The sequence below is a fragment of the Methylobacterium sp. Leaf466 genome (assembly GCF_001425565.1).
Taxonomy (GTDB): Bacteria; Pseudomonadota; Alphaproteobacteria; order Rhizobiales; family Beijerinckiaceae; genus Methylobacterium.
This window is the reverse complement of sequence record NZ_LMRC01000032.1, coordinates 23,108-41,523: the sequence shown is the minus strand read 5'-3', so window position 1 is coordinate 41,523 and position 18,416 is coordinate 23,108. Positions and strand designations below refer to the sequence as shown.

The following is an 18,416-nucleotide window of genomic DNA, read 5'->3' as shown; positions in this document are numbered from 1 at the left end:
CATTCGTTCCGATCGCATGTTTCCCGTCAAAGCTACGATTTGCTCACGACCTGTCGGGTAGAGAATTCGAGCCCCGCATCCGCTCCGGATGGGGCCACGGGGACACCGATGCACATCGCCTGCATCCATCAGGGCTACGAACTCTACGGCTCGGACCGGTGCTTCGCCGAGAGCGTCCGCACGATCCGGGCGCTGGCCCCCGATGCGCGCATCACCGTCGTCCTGCCCCGGCCCGGCCCGATCCTCGACCTGTTGCATGGCCTGGCCGACGAGATCCTGTACGAGCCGCTGTGGATCCTGCGCCGGCGCGGCCTGGCGCGTCTGGCCACCCTCGGCCTGCTGCGCCTACCCCTGGCGCTGGCCAGGGCCGCCCGGCGGCTAGCGACCTGCGATCTCGTCTACGTCAACACCACGGTGGTGGCCGACTACCTGATCGCCGCGCGGCTGTTTCCCGGCCGGACCATCCTGCACGTCCACGAGATCCCCGAGGGGTTGGTGCGCAGGGTCCTGCGCCTGCTCGTGCGCTGGAGCGGGGCCGAGGTGGTGTTCAATTCGCAGGCGACGCGGGCGGCCTTCGCCCTGCCGGCCTGCGCCGACACCCGCGTGATCTACAACGGCATCGCCGGCCCGGCCGCGCCCGAGCCGGTCACCTACGACGGCACCCGGCCCCTGCGCCTCTTGATGCTCGGCCGCATCAGCCGCATCAAGGGCCAGGAGGTGCTGCTCGACGCCATCGCGGCCCTGCCGGCGGCTGTGCGGGCGCGGATCGAACTCAGGATCGTCGGCAGCGCCTTCGAGGACGCCGCCCGCGAGGCGGCGCTCGCCGCCCGCATCGGTGACTCCGGCATGGACGGGCGCATCACCCTGCGCCCGTTCGACCCCGACCCGGCGCCCCACTACCGCTGGGCCGATGTCGTCGTCGTGCCCTCGCGCCTGCCCGAATCGCTCGGCCGGGTGGCGATCGAGGCGATGGCCTACGGGCGCCCGCCCGTGGTCTCGGCCATCGGCGGCCTCGTCGAGGTGGTGGAGGCCGGGCGCACCGGCTGGACCGTGCCCCCCGACGATGCCGCCGCGCTCAGTACCGCCCTGGCGGCGATCGTCGCCGACCCGGGGTCGCTCGCCGCCCGTGCGCCCGCCGCCCGCCGGCGCTTCGAGACCCTGTTCAGCGAGGCGGCGGTGGGCCGGGCCTTTTCCGCCATGCTCGCCCCCCGCCTCGCACGCAAGCCCCGCGCGGCCGCCCCGGCGGTGGTCCACCCATGATCCGCCAACACACCGCCTCCCTCGCGGGTGCCGCCGCCGAACCCGGCGGCCGGCGCGACCTCGTCCGGCTCGGGCGCCGCTTCGTCCTGATGCTCGGGGGCGAGGTGCTCCAGAGCGTCTTTCACTTCGGCCTCAACATCGCCCTGGTCCATGCCCTGGTCCCGCACGACTACGGGCTGTTCGCCATCGTCTTCCTGATCGGCGGCATCGCGCTCACCTTCGTGCGGGCGGTGGCCGGCATGCCGGCGAGCGTCTTCATCCCGCAGGCCCGCGGCGCCCGGGCGATGCGGGCCCAGGCCGTCACCTTCGGCTCCGGCGCGGCCCTGCTGTCCCTGGCCATGGGGCTCGGCACCGCCCTCGTCCTGGCGATTCCCCTCGGGGCCGCCACCGCGGCGGCGGGCGGGGCCTTCGTCGGGCTGTGGTGCCTGCGCAGCTACCTGCGCAACATGCTGTTCGCCTGCCGCCGGCCCGGCATCGCCGGCATCAGCGACGCCACCTTCGCCGGGACCGGGACGGTGCTGCTCGCCTGCCTCCTCGCCGGCGCGCGCGCCGACCTCGTCCTGCCCGGCAGCCTCGCGGTGCTGGCCGCCGCCCACGGCATCGCCATCCTCGCGGGCCTCGCCGCGTTCCGCGAGCCGGTCCGCATCAGCCTCGGGCGCCACGTGCTGCGGCGCTACCGCGGCCTGTGGCGTTCCCTCGCCTGGTCGGTGGCGGGGGTCGCCACCGCCAATATCCAGGCGCAGGGCCAGACCCTCCTCGTCGCCCTGCTCGCCGGGCCGGCGGCCTATGCCCCCATCGCCGCGACCCTGGTGCTGTTCTCGCCTCTGCGGCTCTCGGCCTCCGTCGTCGTCAACCTGATGCAGCCGGAGATGGCCGCCAGCCTCGCCTGGGGCGACGGCGCCCGCCTGCGCCACCTCATGGCCCTCTCCACCGGCCTGCTGCTGGCCGGCTGCCTCGGCTACGGCGTCTTCCTGGCCGCGACCCTGCGGCTCATCGAGAGCCAACTGTTCGCCGGGCGGTTCGCGGGCGAGCCGCTCGGCCTGATCGCGCTCCTGGTCTGGGCGACGGTGACGGCGACCATGCTCTACGTCGGGCCCAAGACCCTGCTCGAGACCCGCGGCGAGTTCCGGGCGCTGGCCCGTGTGGCGCTGGCCAGCGCCGCCTTCGGCATCGGCCTCGTCGGCCTGCTGCTGTGGCTGGCGACCCCGGCCTGGTCGCTGCTGGGCGTCGTCGCCTCGGAACTGGTGGTCCTCCTCTACTGCCGGCGGGCGATCCTGTCGGCCGCTGCCCTCCCTCCCGTCCGTTCCGGGGACGGGCCCCTCCATCCGGCGACCGCACCCTCATGGCGATGACCTTCGACGTCCAGGCGGCCGACGGCCCCATCCCCGCCGGGCCGGGCGCGACCCTCGCCGCCGGCGACCCCACGGAGGCGGCAGGCCCCCGCGGCGCGGCGGCGCCCGCCTACCGCGCCCGCCTCCACCCCGACCTCGCGGCGGCGGCGCCGCTCTGGCGCAGGCTGCAGGCGGAGGGCGCCTGCACCGCCTACCAGCGGCTCGAATGGGCCGAGGCGGTGACGGACAAGCTCGTGCCGGGCTCGGGCGCAACCCCGCTCATCGTCCAGGTCGACGAGGCCGAGAGCGGCCGCCCGGTGATGCTCCTGCCGCTCGCGCGCCTGCGCAAGCGCGGCACCACCACCATCCAGTGGCTCGATCTGGGCGTCTGCGACTACGCCGCGCCGATCATGGCCCCGGGCGTCGTGCTCTCCCCCGCCGAGGCGGTGCTGGCCTGGGAGGCGGTGCGCGCCGTGCTGCCGAAGGCCGACCTCGTGCGGATCACCCGCATCACGCAATCGATCTTCGGCACCCCCAACCCCCTGGCCCTCCTGCCCGAGGCGCAGGTCATCCCCATGCGCGCCTCCGGGCTCGTCATCGAGGGCGACCCCGAGACGCTGATCAAGCGCGTCTGCAGCAAGTCGATGGCCAAGGACATCGAGAAGCGGCGCAAGCGCCTGGCCGCCATCGGCGAGGCCCGCTTCGTGGAGGCCCGCACCGAGGCGGAGGTGACCGACCTGTTCGAGGCCCTCCTGCGCCAGCGCCGCGACCGGTTTCGCGAGCTCGGCCGGTTCGACCTCCTCGACCGGCCCGAGGTGGTGGATTTCTACCGCGCGGCCGCGCTCAACGGCGGCCCGGACGGCCTCGTGCGCGTCTTCGGCATCGCGGTCGGCGGCGAATGGATCGCCACCGCCTACGGCCTGTGCCACCACGGCGCCTTCCACGGCATCATCCTGGCCATGGCCGGGGAGCCCTGGAAGGGCTGCTCGCCGGGCATCCTGATCGTGGCCGAGATCATGGTCTGGGCCCGCCGCCAGGGCCTGACCTACCTCGACTTCACCATCGGCGACCTGCCCTACAAGAACGGCTTCCGGCCCGTGGCCCACGACCTCATGGAGGTCGCCCACGCCCGCAGCCTGCGCGGCCACGCCATCCTGGCCGCCGAACGGGCCTTGCGCGGCGCCAAGGCCACCCTCCAGCGCCACCCGGCCCTGTTCGACCGCCTGCGCGAAAGCCGCCGGATGCTGCGCCGGATCGGCAGACGCGCCCCCGAGGCGCCCGCTCCCGACACGCAGGCGACCGCTCGGGACGCATAGGGGGATCGCACGAGGCGGCAGCGGCGCCGGGTTGCGCGGGCGGCGCTGGCGGACGAACCCTCGGCAGGTCTGGGGGTCGGAACCCGAGCCGCTCGACCACGCGAAGGGCTGCTCAGGGTGGGAAGCGGACCCAAGCGGGTGGCGCTACTATAAGCCCTACTTGGAGTGCTCTCCTTTAGGATCGGACATGCCAACAAAGCTATTCCTCGCTGGAAGCCTTGCCTTCGTGGCAATCTGCAATCCGCTCGGTCCCGCGGAGGCTTGTTTCAGCAATGACGGGGGAACAAGGGTGTTGCTCAATGAGCCACCAAAAAATATCGAACACGTCACAGATATCGCTCATATCAAAATAGAGCGATACTACAATCACGTTTATTCGGAGGCAAAGGTCATTTCGGCATTAAAAGGCTTCGACGGCGTGTCGGAGTTTATCATCATTGGTAATCGCGGTGGCGGAAGTTGTGACAATGGTCCAGATGCAAATAATGTAGGGTATCCTTTTTATATTGCAGGCAAGATTATCCATCGTCTTGGAAAGCGCCCCGTGTTTTGGGGCATCTGGCGAGGCGAAGAACAGCAAATCAATTACCCGCCGTCCGCGCAGAGCTATGCCGATGCGCCCCCTTGAACCAGTGGAGGAAGAGCTTCCGCTCAGGGTCGTAAGCAGCCCCTCGAACAGGCAAGCGGATCGGGTTTTGACCGGAGCAGACGTGGTCACCGGTCTTGCATCGAGAACCTGCGCGACCCCGAAAGCCCCGGCAGGATGACGCGTTTGCTCGCCGGCGCGCATCGCCTCAAGCCCAACGCCCGGCCGCGTCGTCGTCGGCCCGGGTCGCCTCGACCCAGCCGCCGGTGGTGCCGTCGGCGAGGTGCTCGCGCTTCCAGAACGGCGCGCGGGTCTTGAGGTAGTCCATCAGAAAACTCGCCGCCTCGAAGGCGGCGATGCGGTGGGACGAGGCCGTCACCACCAGCACGATGCCGTCGCCGGGGGCCACGAGCCCGTGGCGGTGGACGACGCGCACCCCGTCGAGGGGCCAGCGCGCGCGCGCCTCCTCCACCACCCGCCCGATCTCGGCCTCGGCCATGCCGGGGTAATGCTCGAGTTCCAGCGCCGTGAGGCGCCCGCCCTCGTCCCGGCACAGGCCGCAGAAGGTGACGATGGCCCCGACCCGCCCGTGCAGGGCGTCCGACAGGGCCGCGATCTCGGCGGCGGTGTCGAAGGGGGCGCTCTGGATGCTGACCGGGGACGTCGTCACGGTGGACCTCGTGCGTGTCGAAAGACGGGCTCGCGCAATCCGGGTTCGCGAAATCCGGGCTTGCGAACTTGCCATTTTCGGCAAGGGGCCGATTTTACCCGGCATCGACGGGACATACCCTGCCCTCCATGGCTTGTCAGACCGGAGCGGCGAATTCACGCTGCGGCACCCGGCAGGTCCCGGCTGATCGGCCTTTTCGAGGAAACGCTCGCGTGAGCCCAGACCTGATCCTGCCCCACGACGGCGTCCGGCCGGTGTTTTCCGCGCGACCGGTGTGGTGCGGCCGTGCCAGCACCGTCATCGGCATGGCCACCCTCGGGGCGCAGGCCTGGCTAGGGGACGACAGCGTCATCCGCGCCGACGGCCAGACCGTGGTGCTCGGCGACCGGTTCTGGCTCGGCCACCGCTCCACCGTCCACATCGCCACCAAGACCCTCGGGACCACGGTCGGCGACCGGGTGACGGTGGGCCGCAACGCCGTGGTCCATGCCTGCACGGTGGGCTCGGACGTGGTGATCGAGGACGACGTGATCGTCCTCGACGGGGCGGTGGTGGAGGACGGCGTCGTGATCGAGGCGGGTGCCACGGTGTTTCCGCGCGCGCGCCTGCCAGCCGGCTTCGTCTACGGCGGCAGCCCGGCCAAGCCGATCCGCCCGATCGACGCCCCCGAACTCGCCGAGCGGGCCGAGCGCCTGCGCGAGGCCTCGGGCGAGACGCCCGCGCCGCCGCAGGGCGATACGCCGGAGGTGGAGGACAGCGTCTTCGTCGCCCGCACCGCCCGCCTGCGCGGCCGCATCGCGCTCGGCGCGGGATCGAGCGTGCTGTTCTCCTGCCTGCTCGACGCCGAGGTCGGGCCGATCGTGGTGGGGGCCGACACCAACATCCAGGACAACAGCGTCCTGCGCAGCCGGGGCGAGGGCATCGTCATCGGGCGCGACACCACCATCGCCCACAACGTGCGCCTGGCCGATTGCCGGATCGGGGCGCGCAGCCTCATCGGGATCGGCTGCGTCGTGGCGCCGGGCACGGTGATCGCCGACGACGTGATGCTGGCCGGCGGCGCCACCACCGACCCGGGCCAGCTCCTCGACGGCGGCCACCTCTGGGGCGGCCGCCCCGCCCGCATCCTCGCGCCCCTCGACGCGGGCAAGCGCGCGCTGATGCGCGAGATCGTGGAGGGCTACTGCGCCCACGGGCAGGTCTTCCGCCAGACGCAGGACGCCGGCCTGTAGCCGCGCGGGAAGGCCGAAAACCGCCGCCGCCGAACGAAGGGGTCGCCGCGGGGCCCGAACGGGGGCGGTCCTGCCCTGTTTCACGTGAAATACGAAAGATCGCTCCGTTGACGGACAAGGCTCCGCAACGCATCTTTCCTGCGTGGTCTGACAGGCAAGACATCAGTCTTGCCTTACGGCCACCGCGGTGATTTGAAGTGGATCGCTTGCGCCGCGTCACCAAACGCTAAAGCATCACGAGGCTCAAGACCGCTCGTGGTCCTTGTCGGATAAAGGATGACTTGCCGTGGCTTCCTCCTTCCCCAGACCGAGACTGTCCCGTGGCCGGGGCCGTTCGCAGGGCTGCTGTCGACGCTGATCGACGCCGCCACCGCCGAACCCGTTCCCCGCCCCGGTCCGACGCGACAGTCGGCTCTCATCGAAGAGCAGTTTTCGTCATGCCTCAGCTTCAGTTCGCCTTCGCCCCGTCCCGGTCCAACCCGGGCCTGACCCCCCAGCTCGACGATCCCTTCGTCGACCATCTCGCCGGCCGCGCCGGCAACCGGCTGCACCGCGAGCCGGCCCCCACCCGCGTGATCGAGATCGGCGAGATCACCGCCGGCATCGCCGTGCCCGAGCACGGCGGCGTGCGCTTCTTCTCGTCACGCCGGGACTTCGACCCCCTCGACGGCACCGTCTTCCCCAGCGTCGAGCAAGCAGCCAGGGCGGTCCGGACCCGGTTCCGCGCGCGGACGCGGCCTCAGGCCGGCCCCGGAGGGCAGGGCCTGCGGGCAGTGTGATACGGCTTGCCGCTCGTCCGAGCGGCAATCCCTCATTCCACCACGAGCTTGTAGCCCTGGCCCGGCCTCAGGCCGGCACCCCGTTCGAGGCCGTTGAGAACGAGGAAGCGGTCCAGCGCCCGGTCCTGCACCGCCATGCGCCGGGACAGCACCTCGGCGGTCTCGCCGGGGGCGGCCGTGACCACCTGGATGCGCGAGGGGCGCAGCGACTGCGTCTCGGCCGCACTCACCGGGGCGAGGCTCTCGATCCAGCGGCGGAAGGCCGGATCGGGGTCGGTGGCGCCCTTGGCCGCCATGATCATGCGGAAGGTGCGCTCGCCGACCCGGATCGCCGCCAGGCGGAAGGTCCACTCCTTGCCGCGCGAGACCGCGGTGACCGCCGGGTTGCCGGCCACGATCCGGTTCTCGCTGCCCTCGAGCCCGTCGTTCCAGGTCGCCTTGAGCACCTCGTCGAGGCCCTGGCCGATCGTGGTGTCGACCTGGTCGAACAGGAGCCGGCGGCTGCCTTCGTTGGTGGTGCCCAGCACCGCGCTGCGGGTGTTGTCGACGGAGAAACCGTCGGGCACATCGAAGGCGATGCCGAGGTTGGGGTGCAGGAACCGCTTGGCCCGCACCGCCCCATCGGTGGGGTTGTCGCCGTAGGCGATGCCGTCGATGGCCGCGAGGTAGCGGGCGCGCTCGTCGACCCCGAGGCCCGGCGCCCCGATCAGCCGGGCGGCGCGGGTGACGAGGGTGATGCGCTCGGCGGTGCCCGGGTGGGTGGCGAGCATGTCGGGCTCCCCCGCGACCCCGGTGCCGGTCTTCATGGCGGTGGTCCGGCTCAGGGCCGTCAGGAAGCGCCCGGCCGCGAAGGGGTCGTAGCCGGCCCGCGCCAGGGTGCGCACGCCGATGCGGTCGGCCTCCAGCTCCTGGTCGCGGGAGAACCGGGCCAGCGCGAAGCGCGACTGGCTCTGGATCTGGGCGCCGGTCTCGGGGTCGTTGAGCACGTCGGCCACGACCTTGCTCACGAGTTGCGAGCGCAGCGCCAGTTCGCTCCGCGCGCTCGCATGGCGCAGGGTGACGTGGGCGATCTCGTGGGCGAGCACCGCGGCGAGTTCGGAGGTATCGGTGGCCAGCGCCAGCAGGCCGCGGGTGACGTAGAGCCGGCCGCTCGGCAGGGCGAAGGCGTTGATCACCGCCGAATCGAGCAGGGTGACGGCGTAGGTCTCGTCGGGCCGCTCGGTGGCGCGCACCAGCCGGTCGGTGATCTCGCCGACCGCGCGCTGGGTGACGGGCGCCCGGTATTCGCCGCCGAAGGAGGCGACGAGCTGAGTGTGGTCGGCGTCCGGGGCGGAGCGTTCCCGGCCCGTCACCCGCGGCGCCTCGGGGGGGATCGCGATGGGGGTGAGGACCGCGCTGGCCTGGTCGCCGGCGCAGGCCGACAGGCACAGCAGCGCCAGCGCGGACACCCAGCCCGCGCGCGACCGGTCTGCGCGCGCCCGGGGATGCCGCGCGCGAATGGCGAAAGATGCGGACCCCTGCATGCCGTTCGTCAGCGCCGAAGCGCCCGCTCCTCGTCCAGAACCTCGATCATGTCCGCGCTCGCGAGGTCGATGACCGGCCCGCGGCCGATCGTGACGATCCCGCGCACCCGGACGAGGCGCCCCCTCAGGCTCGCCGCACTCAAACCACGTTCCTGCAACCGGCGCCAAGTGCGTTTCGACACGGTGACCGTGAGCCCGTCCTGCCCCCGCGGCACGAAGTCGAGATAGGTGCGCGTCGCCCGCTCCCCGACGCTCACGAGGCGCCCCTGCGCCACCACGAACCGGTCGGCCCTGGCGCGCAGGCCGGCCCCGTCCCGCGCCTCGGGCGAGGCCGTCCGCCACAGGCCGAGGCCGCCTCGGCGCGCGGTCTCCTCCAAGGCGAGCAGGCCCGGCCGGCACAGGGAATCGCCCTCGCCGGCATCGACCATGGCGAGGCCGTCCGCCACGAGGCCGCCGGCCAGATCCACCGCCTCGCCCTCGACGACCGCATCGACCCGGATGCGGCCCCAGCGGTCCGGCTCGCCCCGCGCGGTGAGGGCGAGCGCCTTGTCACGTTTGCCCAGCAGCCAGGCCGTCGCCGCGCTCGCCTCCTCCGGCCAGTTCAGGCCCGAGAGCACGGCGCGGGTGCCGGACGCGAGGACGAGTTCGCCGCGTGCGCCCAAGTCCGTCAGCCGGTCGCTCCGCACCGGGGCGGTCCGGCATTCGGGCACCGGCCGGGGTGCGGCCGCAGCGGGGGCGACGGCGGTCGCAGCGAGCCATGCGAGGACCGGGCCGACCTTCCCACGCAACCGCCCGCCCTCCGATCCGACCGTCGCCATCCTGGCCCGCTGCGGTGCGATCGGCCAGGGCCGCGCGGCCGGGCGGCGCCTTTCCCGGCACCCTGCGGCAGGATCGTCACAACCCGAGGGTCGATGATGCGGCGTATCCCGACGGCCGCAGCGGCTGTCCCGGCCGCGATCCCGCGGTTGGCCGTGCGGGCGGTTGGTGCTATGGCTGCCCACGGTGAGTCTCCGTAGCTCAGCTGGACAGAGCACAGGTTTCCTAAGACCGTAAATTGGGCGTCGCGCCGGGAAACCACGCGGCGGATCCGCTCAAATTCGGGGAACGCCCACGGGCCCGTTCGCGGGCCCCGGCCGATCCCGAGCCAAGCCAGGGATGCGCATCAGCGCTTTCCGCGGAAGGTGTAGAGACTAGACGGGCGGCACCTAAAGGCCTTCTTCGGACAGGCCCATGGTGAAGGGATAGTCCAGACCACGAACGCTGCGTCTTGCCGCAGCGGCGGCGGAAGCCGAAGTGGGATGAAACCTGGGGTCGCAGGTTCGAGACCTGCCGGGGACGCCACCATTCTTTAAGCCCTTGTCGGGGCTGAAAATCTGCCGATATCAGTAGCTTAAGCGCCGCCGGTCATACAAACGGGCGGTACAAACGCGATGGCTCTGATGTCGTACCTGATCCGGGATAGGCTTGGGACCTACTACTTCCGCCGGGTCATCCCGGAGGTTCTCAGGCCCTTCATGCCCGCCCCCTGGACCCGCAAGGGGAGCTGGAAGCGCAGCCTCGGGACGAAGCAGCCGGCAGCCGCCAAGAAAGCAGGCGCCCGCATGCTGCGGGACTGCATGGCAGACTTCGAGGCAGCCGAGCGGGCGATGCGTGGCGAGGCACCGAGCCCGAGCAATCGGCCGCCGCTCATGCCCACCGCCGACGAGATCGCCCACGATGTGCTGGTAGAGTTGCTCGCTGACGACGCAGCGGAGCGGTCGGACGGAGACGCCCGCAAGCAGCATCAGACACGCGAAGACCGGCAGCGCTGGCCTGCGCTGGCCCCTGTGCTCTTCGACCGCAGAGGCATCCCGGAGGACTACCATCACGCCATGGGAGAGGGCATCGAGCTGCTCCTTGCGGACTACCGTAAAGCCCTCTCACGCTCAGACACCAGCGCCGTCGATGTGGAGTGCCGCGACTACCTGCGCCGAAAAAACATACCGATAGATCCTGCCTCCGAGGCCTACCACGAGGCAGGCCTTGCGGTGCTCCAGGCCCACGTGAAGGCCTACTCTCTGATGCTGGAGAGGCAGAAGGGCGAGATCGTCACCACCCCCGCACCGAGTGCCCGCCGGGGCCCGAAGCTCTCCGAGGCGCTGGAGGCTTGGACCAAGGGTAGTGGCGCAAAGGGCAGCCGGCAGCCCAGCCCAAAGACGTTGCTCGAAGCCGGCCACGCGGTGCGGCGTTTCATCGAGTGGCAGGGTGATATCCGCCTCGGTGACATCACACGGGAGATCGCTCGCGACTTCCGGGATGCGCTCGCGAGGGCGCCAACGCGGCTGGCCGGAGACCTCCGGGCGCTTCCCCTACGCGAGCTGCTCAAGCGCGACCTAAAGGGCTTCCCAGCGGTCCAGGCGGTGACCGTCAACAAGTCCCTCAACATCCTCGCCGCCATCGTGAGCCATGAGGAGGCGGCCGGGCGGCTCGACGCGGTGGCGGGCTACCGGAACCCCTTCGGCAGAGGCGCCAAGCTGGTGGTGGACGGGCGAGGCGAGGAGGGCCGCCAACCCTTCGACAAGGCTGACCTGGGCCGCCTCTTCGCAACGGGGGTCTTCACTGCCGGGGATCGGCCGGTAGGCGGATGCAAGGAGGCGGCCTTCTGGCTCCCCCTTCTCGCCTTGCTCTCCGGCGCCCGACAGGCCGAGTTAGCCCAGCTCCGGGTGGCGGACTTGGCCCAGGATGCGGAGACGGGGGTCTGGTTCTTCAACATCGGCACGGCGGGCGGCCGGACGATCAAGACGGTTTCCTCCCGCCGGAAGGTCCCGGTGCACCCCGAGCTGGAGCGGATCGGTCTGCTTCGCTACCGCCAGTCCCTACTCGATGCAGGCGCGGGGCCCGAAAGCCCCCTCTGGCCGGGGCTCCAGGCGAGCCGCGAGGTCCAGCCGGCGGGTGCATGGTCAAAGTGGTTCACCCGGCACCTCCGCGAGAAGGCCGGCATTGAGGACCGGACGAAGGTCTTCCACTCCTTCCGCCACAGCTTCAAACGCATGGCGAGGGACGCACGGCTCGGGGAAGAGGTGCACGATGCCCTCACAGGGCACAGTGGCGGTAGCAGCGTTGGGCGGGGCTACGGGAGCGGCTTCGGGTTAAAGGCGCTTGCGGAGGAGCTGGCGCGGATTGAAGCGCCGGAGGCCGTGACGGGTCTGCGATGGGAGCCGGCGCCGGAGCCCAAGGTGTGACCGGCCGGGTTTGCTGTGGTGCGGTCTGCATTTGAACATGTCTCCGCCGCTGGCGTTCATCCTCCGCACCCCGGCTAAGGATTGATGATGCTCCGTAACGAATACCGGGTCCCGGGCCTCGCTCGCCCCGAGCCGGCCGTTTCATTGCTCAGCGAGGAGACGAGGGTGCGGCTCGGCAGAGAGCTACAGGCCTTGTACGAGCCGATCATTGATGAGCCTCTGGACCCCCGGCTTGCTGAGCTGATGCAGCAACTGGAGGCAGACAAAGCGCGGTAGGGCTTTGAGCGGGCTTCGCCCATTGCGACGCTCGCGCTTGTGGGCCGCTACGCGCCCCCGCTCGCAAACATGGGCTGCTTAAAGCGGGCCGCGTGCCGGCCACTCAGCTGCCGATCAGACCCCCGCCCCCTTGCTGAGACGCCAAAGGAGAGCCGGTTTTGCTACTTTTCGACTAACCGTGAGGTTAGAAGTTGATGAGCGCTATTGTACGGTCTTCGAGTCTGTGGCGCTAAAATCGATCTGAAGAAGCATGAGGCCTTTCGCGTCCGTCACTTCCATCCTCCATTCCCCTCCAGGCGCCATCCGGTCTGCTTCATCGCGTATGACGTGGCCCGCTAAACGAATGGCTTCTCGCCGGGCAACAGATAAATCAGGCAGGTCAGTGCCATCCGTATCAGGACTGCTATGGCCATCAAAAATGGTGAAGTAATACCGGGGCAATTTTTGTTCCGCGCAGTAGGCGAGAGCGTAACCAACTCTCTGTCGTCAGAGCCTGGATTAAATTCCGCCGATAAAATATTAGGGCATAAAAGGCTTCGCTCCGCACTTACAAATGTTCAAATTTATTATTTTATCATAGTAGCTGCGGGTCGGCGCGGCCGATGATTAAGCCCTCGGTTTCGGCGGCCTTCGAGAAGGACCACAAACACGTCCTCTGCGACATAGACGGCCTAATCGCGAAGCTGGGTCCTGTTCTGGACGGCTTTATGTTTCAACAGCTTAGCGCCTTCAACCCGACCGCCAACCGGGAAACCCGCTACTTCATCATGGACCGCGACGGGTTCGCCTTGCTGGCCATGGGCATGGCCGGGGGCAAGCACCTGATGCCCACCCCCGGCCTCCTCAACGCATCTACGCGGTGCCGCTCAGTCGCCCAAGCCCACCCCGAAGGCCTTGCCCAGTTGGCCTAGCGCCGAAGCCTCAGCGCCCCCGCCAGTCCCCGCACCATCCCTTCCAGCCACTGCCCCCCGCGCCTTCATGTTCTGCCGGGAGACCGCCTCACGCACCTTCGGGTCCGCCATCATCTGGCGCCACGCCGCGTCACGGTACTTCGAGACGGTGCCCGTCAGCATGGCCGCCTTGGTGCCCTTCGTCTTGGGCTCCCCGTCCGGCGCCTTCTGGTAGGCCCTGGTCGCCATGATCTTCGCCAGGGTCTCCTTCATGCTCGGCCCCCGGGGCGGGTGCCCGGCGAGGTGCTGGAAGGCATCGTAGGCGTTCCGGCCGTCCTTCATGGTCACCTCTCGGAGGTCGACCTCACGCTGTCTCGGTGACGGCGGGCCGAACGGTCCCACCCCCGCCTCGTCGATCATGCGGCGCACCTCGGCGTCCACGAGGCCCCCGGCGCCGTGGACCCAAAGTCCTTTGTGGACCGTGAGGGGGTCTCCGAAGAGGTCTCGCTTGGCCGGGAGCGTCTCCGACAGACCCGGCACGGTGGCCATGATCTTATCCACGATGCCCCGGGTCTCCCTCATGTGCGGGTCCGGGTTCACGAAGCGGAGGCCGGAGGCGAAGGGCACGAAGTTGGCCGCCATGCCCCCGGCCGTCTTCGCCATTCCCCGCTCCGGGCTGGTGATCGCCTGGAGAGTCTCGTTGAGCGAGGTGAGGTAGGTCTTCTGCCCGAGCTGCTTGACCAGGGAGAGGAAGACCCCGCCCAACGCCTGTGCCGCCCTCTCGCCCGCGCCGTCTCCATCCTGGTCTCGCTCCAGGATATCCACCACGTCCGCCATGATGCCCAGCGGCATCGCCACGGGATCGAAGCGCCCGAAGTTGACGTAGGTGGGCACCCCGTCCGTCCCGGGGACCACGAAGGAGTAGGGCTGCCACCCGGTGGCCATCAGGTCCTTGCGAAGCTGCGGGTCCAGCGGTCCGCCCCCGGTGATGCGCCCCGCGTGGGTGAGCATCGCGGCGGTGCCCATGAAGAGCGAGCCCATCGCGAACTGGCCTATGGCCTGCGCTTGCTTCTCCGCGCCCATCTCGCCCCGGATCATCGCCCGGTATTCCCCCTGGAGCATGTTGAGGCCGGGGGTCATCTTCCAGCCGAGCCGCAGGACGTTGGTGGGCGTTCGCACGAAGGGGATGATGAAGCGCATGGCCGGGATGGTGTTGGTCCCGGTCTGCACCAGACTGCCCAGCGTGCCCGGGAGGAGGTCTTGCTGGAAGGTGGCGATGCTGGCCTCCTCCAGGGCCTTCACGTCCACCGCGCGGCCGGCATCATCGAAGGCCGCGTGCAGGGTCTTGGTGACGTGCTCGGTGAGCGCCGGCCCCTCCAGGCCAGCCACGATGCCCTCCGCGTGGGCCGCCGACATGACCTTGGACCGGTAGACGGTTTGCTTGACCAGTTCATCCACCGTGCCCAGCGCCCGGGTGGGCAGGCCGGCGGCTTTCATGAAGCCGGTGTAGGCGTTGGAGAGGACGTTGGCGGTGGAGTCCCACTGCTTGAAGTCCTCGGCCACCCAGTTGACCGACCGGCTGGCGGAGGCGGCACTCAGCTCCGAGGCCTGCGGGGAGAGGATGCTGTCTCCAGTCGTCCAGGTCCGCACGGCATCCCGCCACGCCTCATGCACCGAGGCGGCCATGTAGGCGTACTGCTTGGCGTTCTCGGCGACCCGCACCCGGTCACCCTGGATCGCACCACCGATCATCCGCTCCAGGGGACGGCCCCCGAGCATGTAGGCGTTGGTGGCGAAGTTCACGAAGTGGGTCCGCAGTCCCCAGAGGAGGTTGTTGACGTAGAGGAAGGAGGCGTCGTCCTGGACGCGGGACCAGAAGCCCCGCCGGAGGAGCCGGTCCGCCACCCTCGGGTCCCTTCCGGCGCCGTCGATGAGAGCCAGCATCTTGGTATCCGAAAGCCGGCCCATCGCCGCCACGTCCTCCAGGCTGTAGGCGAAGTCGGCCCGCTGCCGCCTTAAGGTCCGCGCCGCGTTGGCCACTATGGCGGAGCCGTGAGCCCGCGCCGTGGCTGCCACCTGATAGTGGGCCCGGAGCGCCTTCATGGCCGCCGACAGGTCCCCCCCGAACTCCTCCAGCATCCCGAGCTTGATGCGGTCCGCGAGGTTCTTGGCGTCGGTGGCCGCCCGGAGGGTGATGAGGTCTGCCGCCGCCACGTTCGCCACGAGACCATCGGCATCCCGGCCGGCGAGTTCGATGGCGCCCATCAGGGCCTCGGGGTCGTCGCCGTAGAGGGCGACCCGCTGCCGGACCATGCGGTCCTGCATGGCGTCGGACCTCACGCCTTGCCCGTCACCTCCCTTGGCGGCTGCGATCTCGGTGGCGAACTCGTCGGAGACGCGGCGGATGACTTGGTCCAGGGGCGAGGTGCCGGGCTCCTGGCCTGCCTCCAGGGCGAACTTCTGCCAGGGGATGCGGCCACCGTCGCCGAACGTGTAGCCCCGCTCTAGGGCGCCCTCCCAGCCACCGGGGGAGAGGAGCTGTTCCGTGTCGGCGATGCTATGCGCGATGAGGCGCGAGACTTGCTCATCGGAGACCTCCAGCATCTCGGGCCGGGCCGGGAGGTTGGGCTCGGTGATGCTGCCTGCCGCCACCTCGTCGCCGCCCCGCACCGCCATCTCCGGGAGCTGCATCTCTGCGGTCCCGTCCGGCTTCACCGTGATGTCGGCGCCGGGAGTGGCCAGCGGGACCTCCGGCTGCACCTTCGCCAGCGTCTCCGCCTCCACCAGCGCCACGGCCTCGGGCTGGTCGGCCCGAAGGCGCTCGACGGCCTCCAGGTCCCCCTTGCTCGCCGCCAGCTTGGCGTCCTTGAAGGCGACCGCATGGGCCAGCTCGGCTTGGCTCGCCGCCACCGCCGCCTGATCCCCCGACCGCAGGGCCTTGAAGCCCGCCATGCTGGCCGCGAAGACCGCACCCACTGCCGCGTCCACTCCGATGGACTCCAGGGCGTTCTTGGCCCGGCCCAGCGCCGCGCTATCCCCTGGAGCCGACGCGAGGAACTCCGTCACCGGGTTCTGGAGGGCGGGGAACTTCTGCACGAGGTCCGACAGGCGGGGCCCGTTGGGATCGAAGGCCACCGCGCCCACCGCCGCCGCCTTGCCGGAGGAGAGCACGGTGGCGCCCGCCTTGGTGGCCTCCAGGGCCCCCACAGCGCCTCCGACACCGGGGACCAGCTTTGCCGCCCCGACGATCTTGCCGGCTCCCAGCATCCCCGTGGCGAACTGGGAGAGGCCGGAGACGAACGAGTTAGCGATGCTGCTCTCACCCAGCTCCTTGTCGAGCTTCTCGACGGACTGGCGGAGGGAGGTCTTGTCGGCCTGGGCCGTCTTGCCAAACACAAAGTCAGAAGTTTCGTAGATCGACTTGGCGGCACCCGTGACGATGGCCGCACCGACTTGCCCGGAGGCGTCATAGCGGGCCGCAGAGTCACGCGGGGCCAGCTCGGCGGGGGCGACCGGGGCCGACACGGGGGCGGGAGCCTGGAGCGGGGCAGCGGGGGCAGCGTCCAGGGCCAGGAGTTCGGCCGGCGACATAGTAGAGGCCCCCGAGGGGGCGGCCGGTGCCGGGGCGGGGGTAGTAGCCGGTGCGGCGTCCATGAGTGCTTCGAGGTCCGCCGGGGTCATCTCTCCGGGGGCCTTGGGAGCGGCCGGGGGTGGCGTGGTCTGGCCGGGGGTGGGCATTGCGTCGAGGGCCAAGAGTTCTTCAGGCGACATGGGGGTGGCGTTCCTGGTGAGGGGTGGATGCATGCGGAGACACCCGGCAGAGCGTGGGTGCTCAATGCCGGGCGCTGGGTAGTGCGGTGGTGGTGGGTATGTTCGGGGTGGCGGTGATGAGGGGATAGGCCGGAGGGGTGCCACCCCACGTGTTCCCCCTCCGGCCGGCGTACCCCGTCTTCGAGGCGCCCCGTCAGGCTGCTCTCGGCGGGGAACTTGGTGTCAGACCTCAGGCCTCGTCGGCGTCGGCGGGGTCCTCGGAATAGTAGGCGTCCACGAGGCGGAAGCAGTCCCGGAGGACGGCCTCGTACTCGGCCCGGGTCACCCGGATGTCAGGGCGACGGTGGTGGTTGCGGTCCCAGTACCCGAGGGCCGTCGCAATGGCGTCCTCGCGGTCCCGACGCGGGGTGCCGAGGGCCGCCGGGTCGTACCCCTCGCCGCCGGTTGCCTGGAAGTGCTGCGGGTGCTGGTCGTGGTGGTCGGACCTCTTGCACTGCTTCACCACCTGGCCGGGCCTGGGGTTGGCGACGAGGCGCCCCAACGTGTGTCGGTCGTTGCCACCCCAGGGGCGGAGGTAGGCCCAACCATTGCCGGCGTCGTTGACCGAGGCTCCGCCTCCGAAGGCCAGCAACAGGTCGAGCATGAGGAAGACCTCGGGGGGAGACCACCTCGGCCCGCGCTCCGAGTTCTGGACGGTGAAGTAGATCGAGACCGGCCCGTTGTTCGGCGCCGGGGCCACCCGCATGCCCGTGAGGGGGCCATGGGGTCCAACCGCGAGGAGCGCAGGGTCGGGCTCGGGGGTGGAGGGGTCTTTGATCTTGGCAAGGGCTTGGCGGAGATAGGTGATGCGGGTCTCCCACGCCTCGGCGCTCATGGGGGCGTAGCCGTAGGATCGTTTCGCCTTACGCGGGGGTGTCGTGTCGTCTGCCATGGGGTGGCTGGTCCTTGCTGGAGGTAGCGGCCGGGTGGGGTTCCGGTCCGGGGGCACACAGCTCTCTCCGCCCAGCACCGCACGGCCCGGGGCCCCATGCGGGCACGGGTTCTCGTTCCCGGGGCGGGGTTGGCGGCGGTAGGGGCGGGGCTGTGATGGGAGTGGGCTACCGCTCTCGGGTGTGCGGGAGGTAGCCGAAGGGGTTGGGCAGCGAGCGGCGGGAGCCCGGTGGGGCTGCTACGCGCCTAGAGGTGCCGCGCTGGGCAGGGCGGCCGTGCGCCCATGGTGACCGAGTAGACCCCGACCGATCCTATCTGCCGGATGAGGGGCTGGTGGGTCTTTGCCGGGAGGTAGAGGGCAGGCAGGTGGCGGCAGGTCTTCTCATATCCCGATGTATTTCCCGAGGCGTCGTGCTCGGGGACTACCATCGGGCGGGCGGCGCGAGGTCTTACCGTAACGGAGGGTAATTCGGGACCCGTAGTTTCCTGGAGGGACCACCGTATGGGCGGCGCTAGGTCTTCTGGTAACGGGACCTAATTCTAAGCCATTGAGAACGCGGCGGGAAACACCGAGCGTACGGCGCTAGGTCTTCTCATATCCCCGTGTAATTCTAACCTCTTGATTTTACGC

General features: G+C 70.1%; 13 protein-coding genes and 1 tRNA gene. 9 read left to right on the top strand and 5 right to left on the bottom strand.

Annotated features, from left to right (window positions below):
* Positions 1–108: 108 nt before the first annotated feature.
* The 4 genes from ASG59_RS13960 to ASG59_RS20665 all read left to right on the top strand — a co-directional run bounded on the left by ASG59_RS13960 (position 109) and on the right by ASG59_RS20665 (position 4,535).
* On the top strand, positions 109–1,260 hold the full coding sequence (locus ASG59_RS13960; RefSeq protein ID WP_056409457.1) for a glycosyltransferase: 1,152 nt from the start codon (positions 109–111) through the stop codon (positions 1,258–1,260).
* Positions 1,257–2,612 (top strand): hypothetical protein, encoded by a 1,356-nt coding sequence (locus ASG59_RS13955; protein WP_156399247.1) that lies wholly within the window; start codon positions 1,257–1,259, stop codon positions 2,610–2,612. Before ASG59_RS13960 ends, ASG59_RS13955 begins: the two co-directional genes overlap by 4 nt.
* Entirely contained in the window at positions 2,603–3,907 is a 1,305-nt protein-coding gene (locus tag ASG59_RS13950) for a GNAT family N-acetyltransferase (protein ID WP_244475716.1), read from the top strand. Before ASG59_RS13955 ends, ASG59_RS13950 begins: the two co-directional genes overlap by 10 nt.
* A gap of 187 nt (positions 3,908–4,094) precedes the next feature.
* The gene (locus tag ASG59_RS20665; RefSeq protein ID WP_156399246.1) at positions 4,095–4,535 is read left to right on the top strand and encodes a hypothetical protein; all 441 of its coding nucleotides are present in this window, start codon (positions 4,095–4,097) and stop codon (positions 4,533–4,535) included.
* A 166-nt stretch (positions 4,536–4,701) separates the two neighbouring features.
* On the opposite strand, the gene ASG59_RS13945 is transcribed toward ASG59_RS20665, so the two are convergent.
* Complete coding sequence (locus tag ASG59_RS13945) at positions 4,702–5,163, bottom strand: molybdenum cofactor biosynthesis protein MoaE (RefSeq protein ID WP_056409453.1); 462 nt, start codon at positions 5,161–5,163, stop codon at positions 4,702–4,704.
* Between the two features lie 212 nt (positions 5,164–5,375).
* Here ASG59_RS13945 and ASG59_RS13940 point away from each other — a divergent pair, with 212 nt between their 5' ends.
* The gene (locus ASG59_RS13940; RefSeq protein ID WP_055880410.1) at positions 5,376–6,395 is read left to right on the top strand and encodes a gamma carbonic anhydrase family protein; all 1,020 of its coding nucleotides are present in this window, start codon (positions 5,376–5,378) and stop codon (positions 6,393–6,395) included.
* Positions 6,396–6,832: 437 nt separating this feature from the next.
* Positions 6,833–7,174, top strand: a complete 342-nt coding sequence (locus ASG59_RS13935; RefSeq protein WP_244475715.1) for a hypothetical protein — start codon at positions 6,833–6,835, stop codon at positions 7,172–7,174.
* A gap of 32 nt (positions 7,175–7,206) precedes the next feature.
* On the opposite strand, the gene ASG59_RS13930 is transcribed toward ASG59_RS13935, so the two are convergent.
* Together ASG59_RS13930 and ASG59_RS13925 are read right to left on the bottom strand one after the other, a co-directional pair.
* The gene (locus tag ASG59_RS13930) at positions 7,207–8,697 is read right to left on the bottom strand and encodes a M48 family metalloprotease (RefSeq protein ID WP_056409451.1); all 1,491 of its coding nucleotides are present in this window, start codon (positions 8,695–8,697) and stop codon (positions 7,207–7,209) included.
* Positions 8,698–8,705: 8 nt separating this feature from the next.
* Entirely contained in the window at positions 8,706–9,485 is a 780-nt protein-coding gene (locus ASG59_RS13925; RefSeq protein ID WP_244475714.1) for a DNA-binding protein, read from the bottom strand.
* Between the two features lie 476 nt (positions 9,486–9,961).
* Here ASG59_RS13925 and ASG59_RS20660 point away from each other — a divergent pair.
* The 3 genes from ASG59_RS20660 to ASG59_RS13910 all read left to right on the top strand — a co-directional run bounded on the left by ASG59_RS20660 (position 9,962) and on the right by ASG59_RS13910 (position 13,105).
* Positions 9,962–10,038 (top strand) — tRNA-OTHER (locus tag ASG59_RS20660).
* Between the two features lie 98 nt (positions 10,039–10,136).
* Positions 10,137–11,918 (top strand): site-specific integrase, encoded by a 1,782-nt coding sequence (locus ASG59_RS13920; protein WP_056409447.1) that lies wholly within the window; start codon positions 10,137–10,139, stop codon positions 11,916–11,918.
* A gap of 878 nt (positions 11,919–12,796) precedes the next feature.
* Positions 12,797–13,105 (top strand): Rha family transcriptional regulator, encoded by a 309-nt coding sequence (locus ASG59_RS13910; protein ID WP_056409446.1) that lies wholly within the window; start codon positions 12,797–12,799, stop codon positions 13,103–13,105.
* Here ASG59_RS13910 and ASG59_RS13905 read toward each other — a convergent pair.
* Positions 13,061–16,855 carry a hypothetical protein gene (locus ASG59_RS13905; protein WP_056409444.1) on the bottom strand — a complete coding sequence of 1,265 codons (3,795 nt, stop codon included), beginning with the start codon at positions 16,853–16,855 and terminating at the stop codon, positions 13,061–13,063. The genes ASG59_RS13910 and ASG59_RS13905 overlap by 45 nt on opposite strands.
* 229 nt (positions 16,856–17,084) lie before the next feature.
* Positions 17,085–17,786: a hypothetical protein gene (locus tag ASG59_RS13900; protein WP_156399245.1), complete on the bottom strand. Its 702-nt coding sequence runs from the start codon at positions 17,784–17,786 to the stop codon at positions 17,085–17,087.
* Positions 17,787–18,416: the final 630 nt, after the last annotated feature.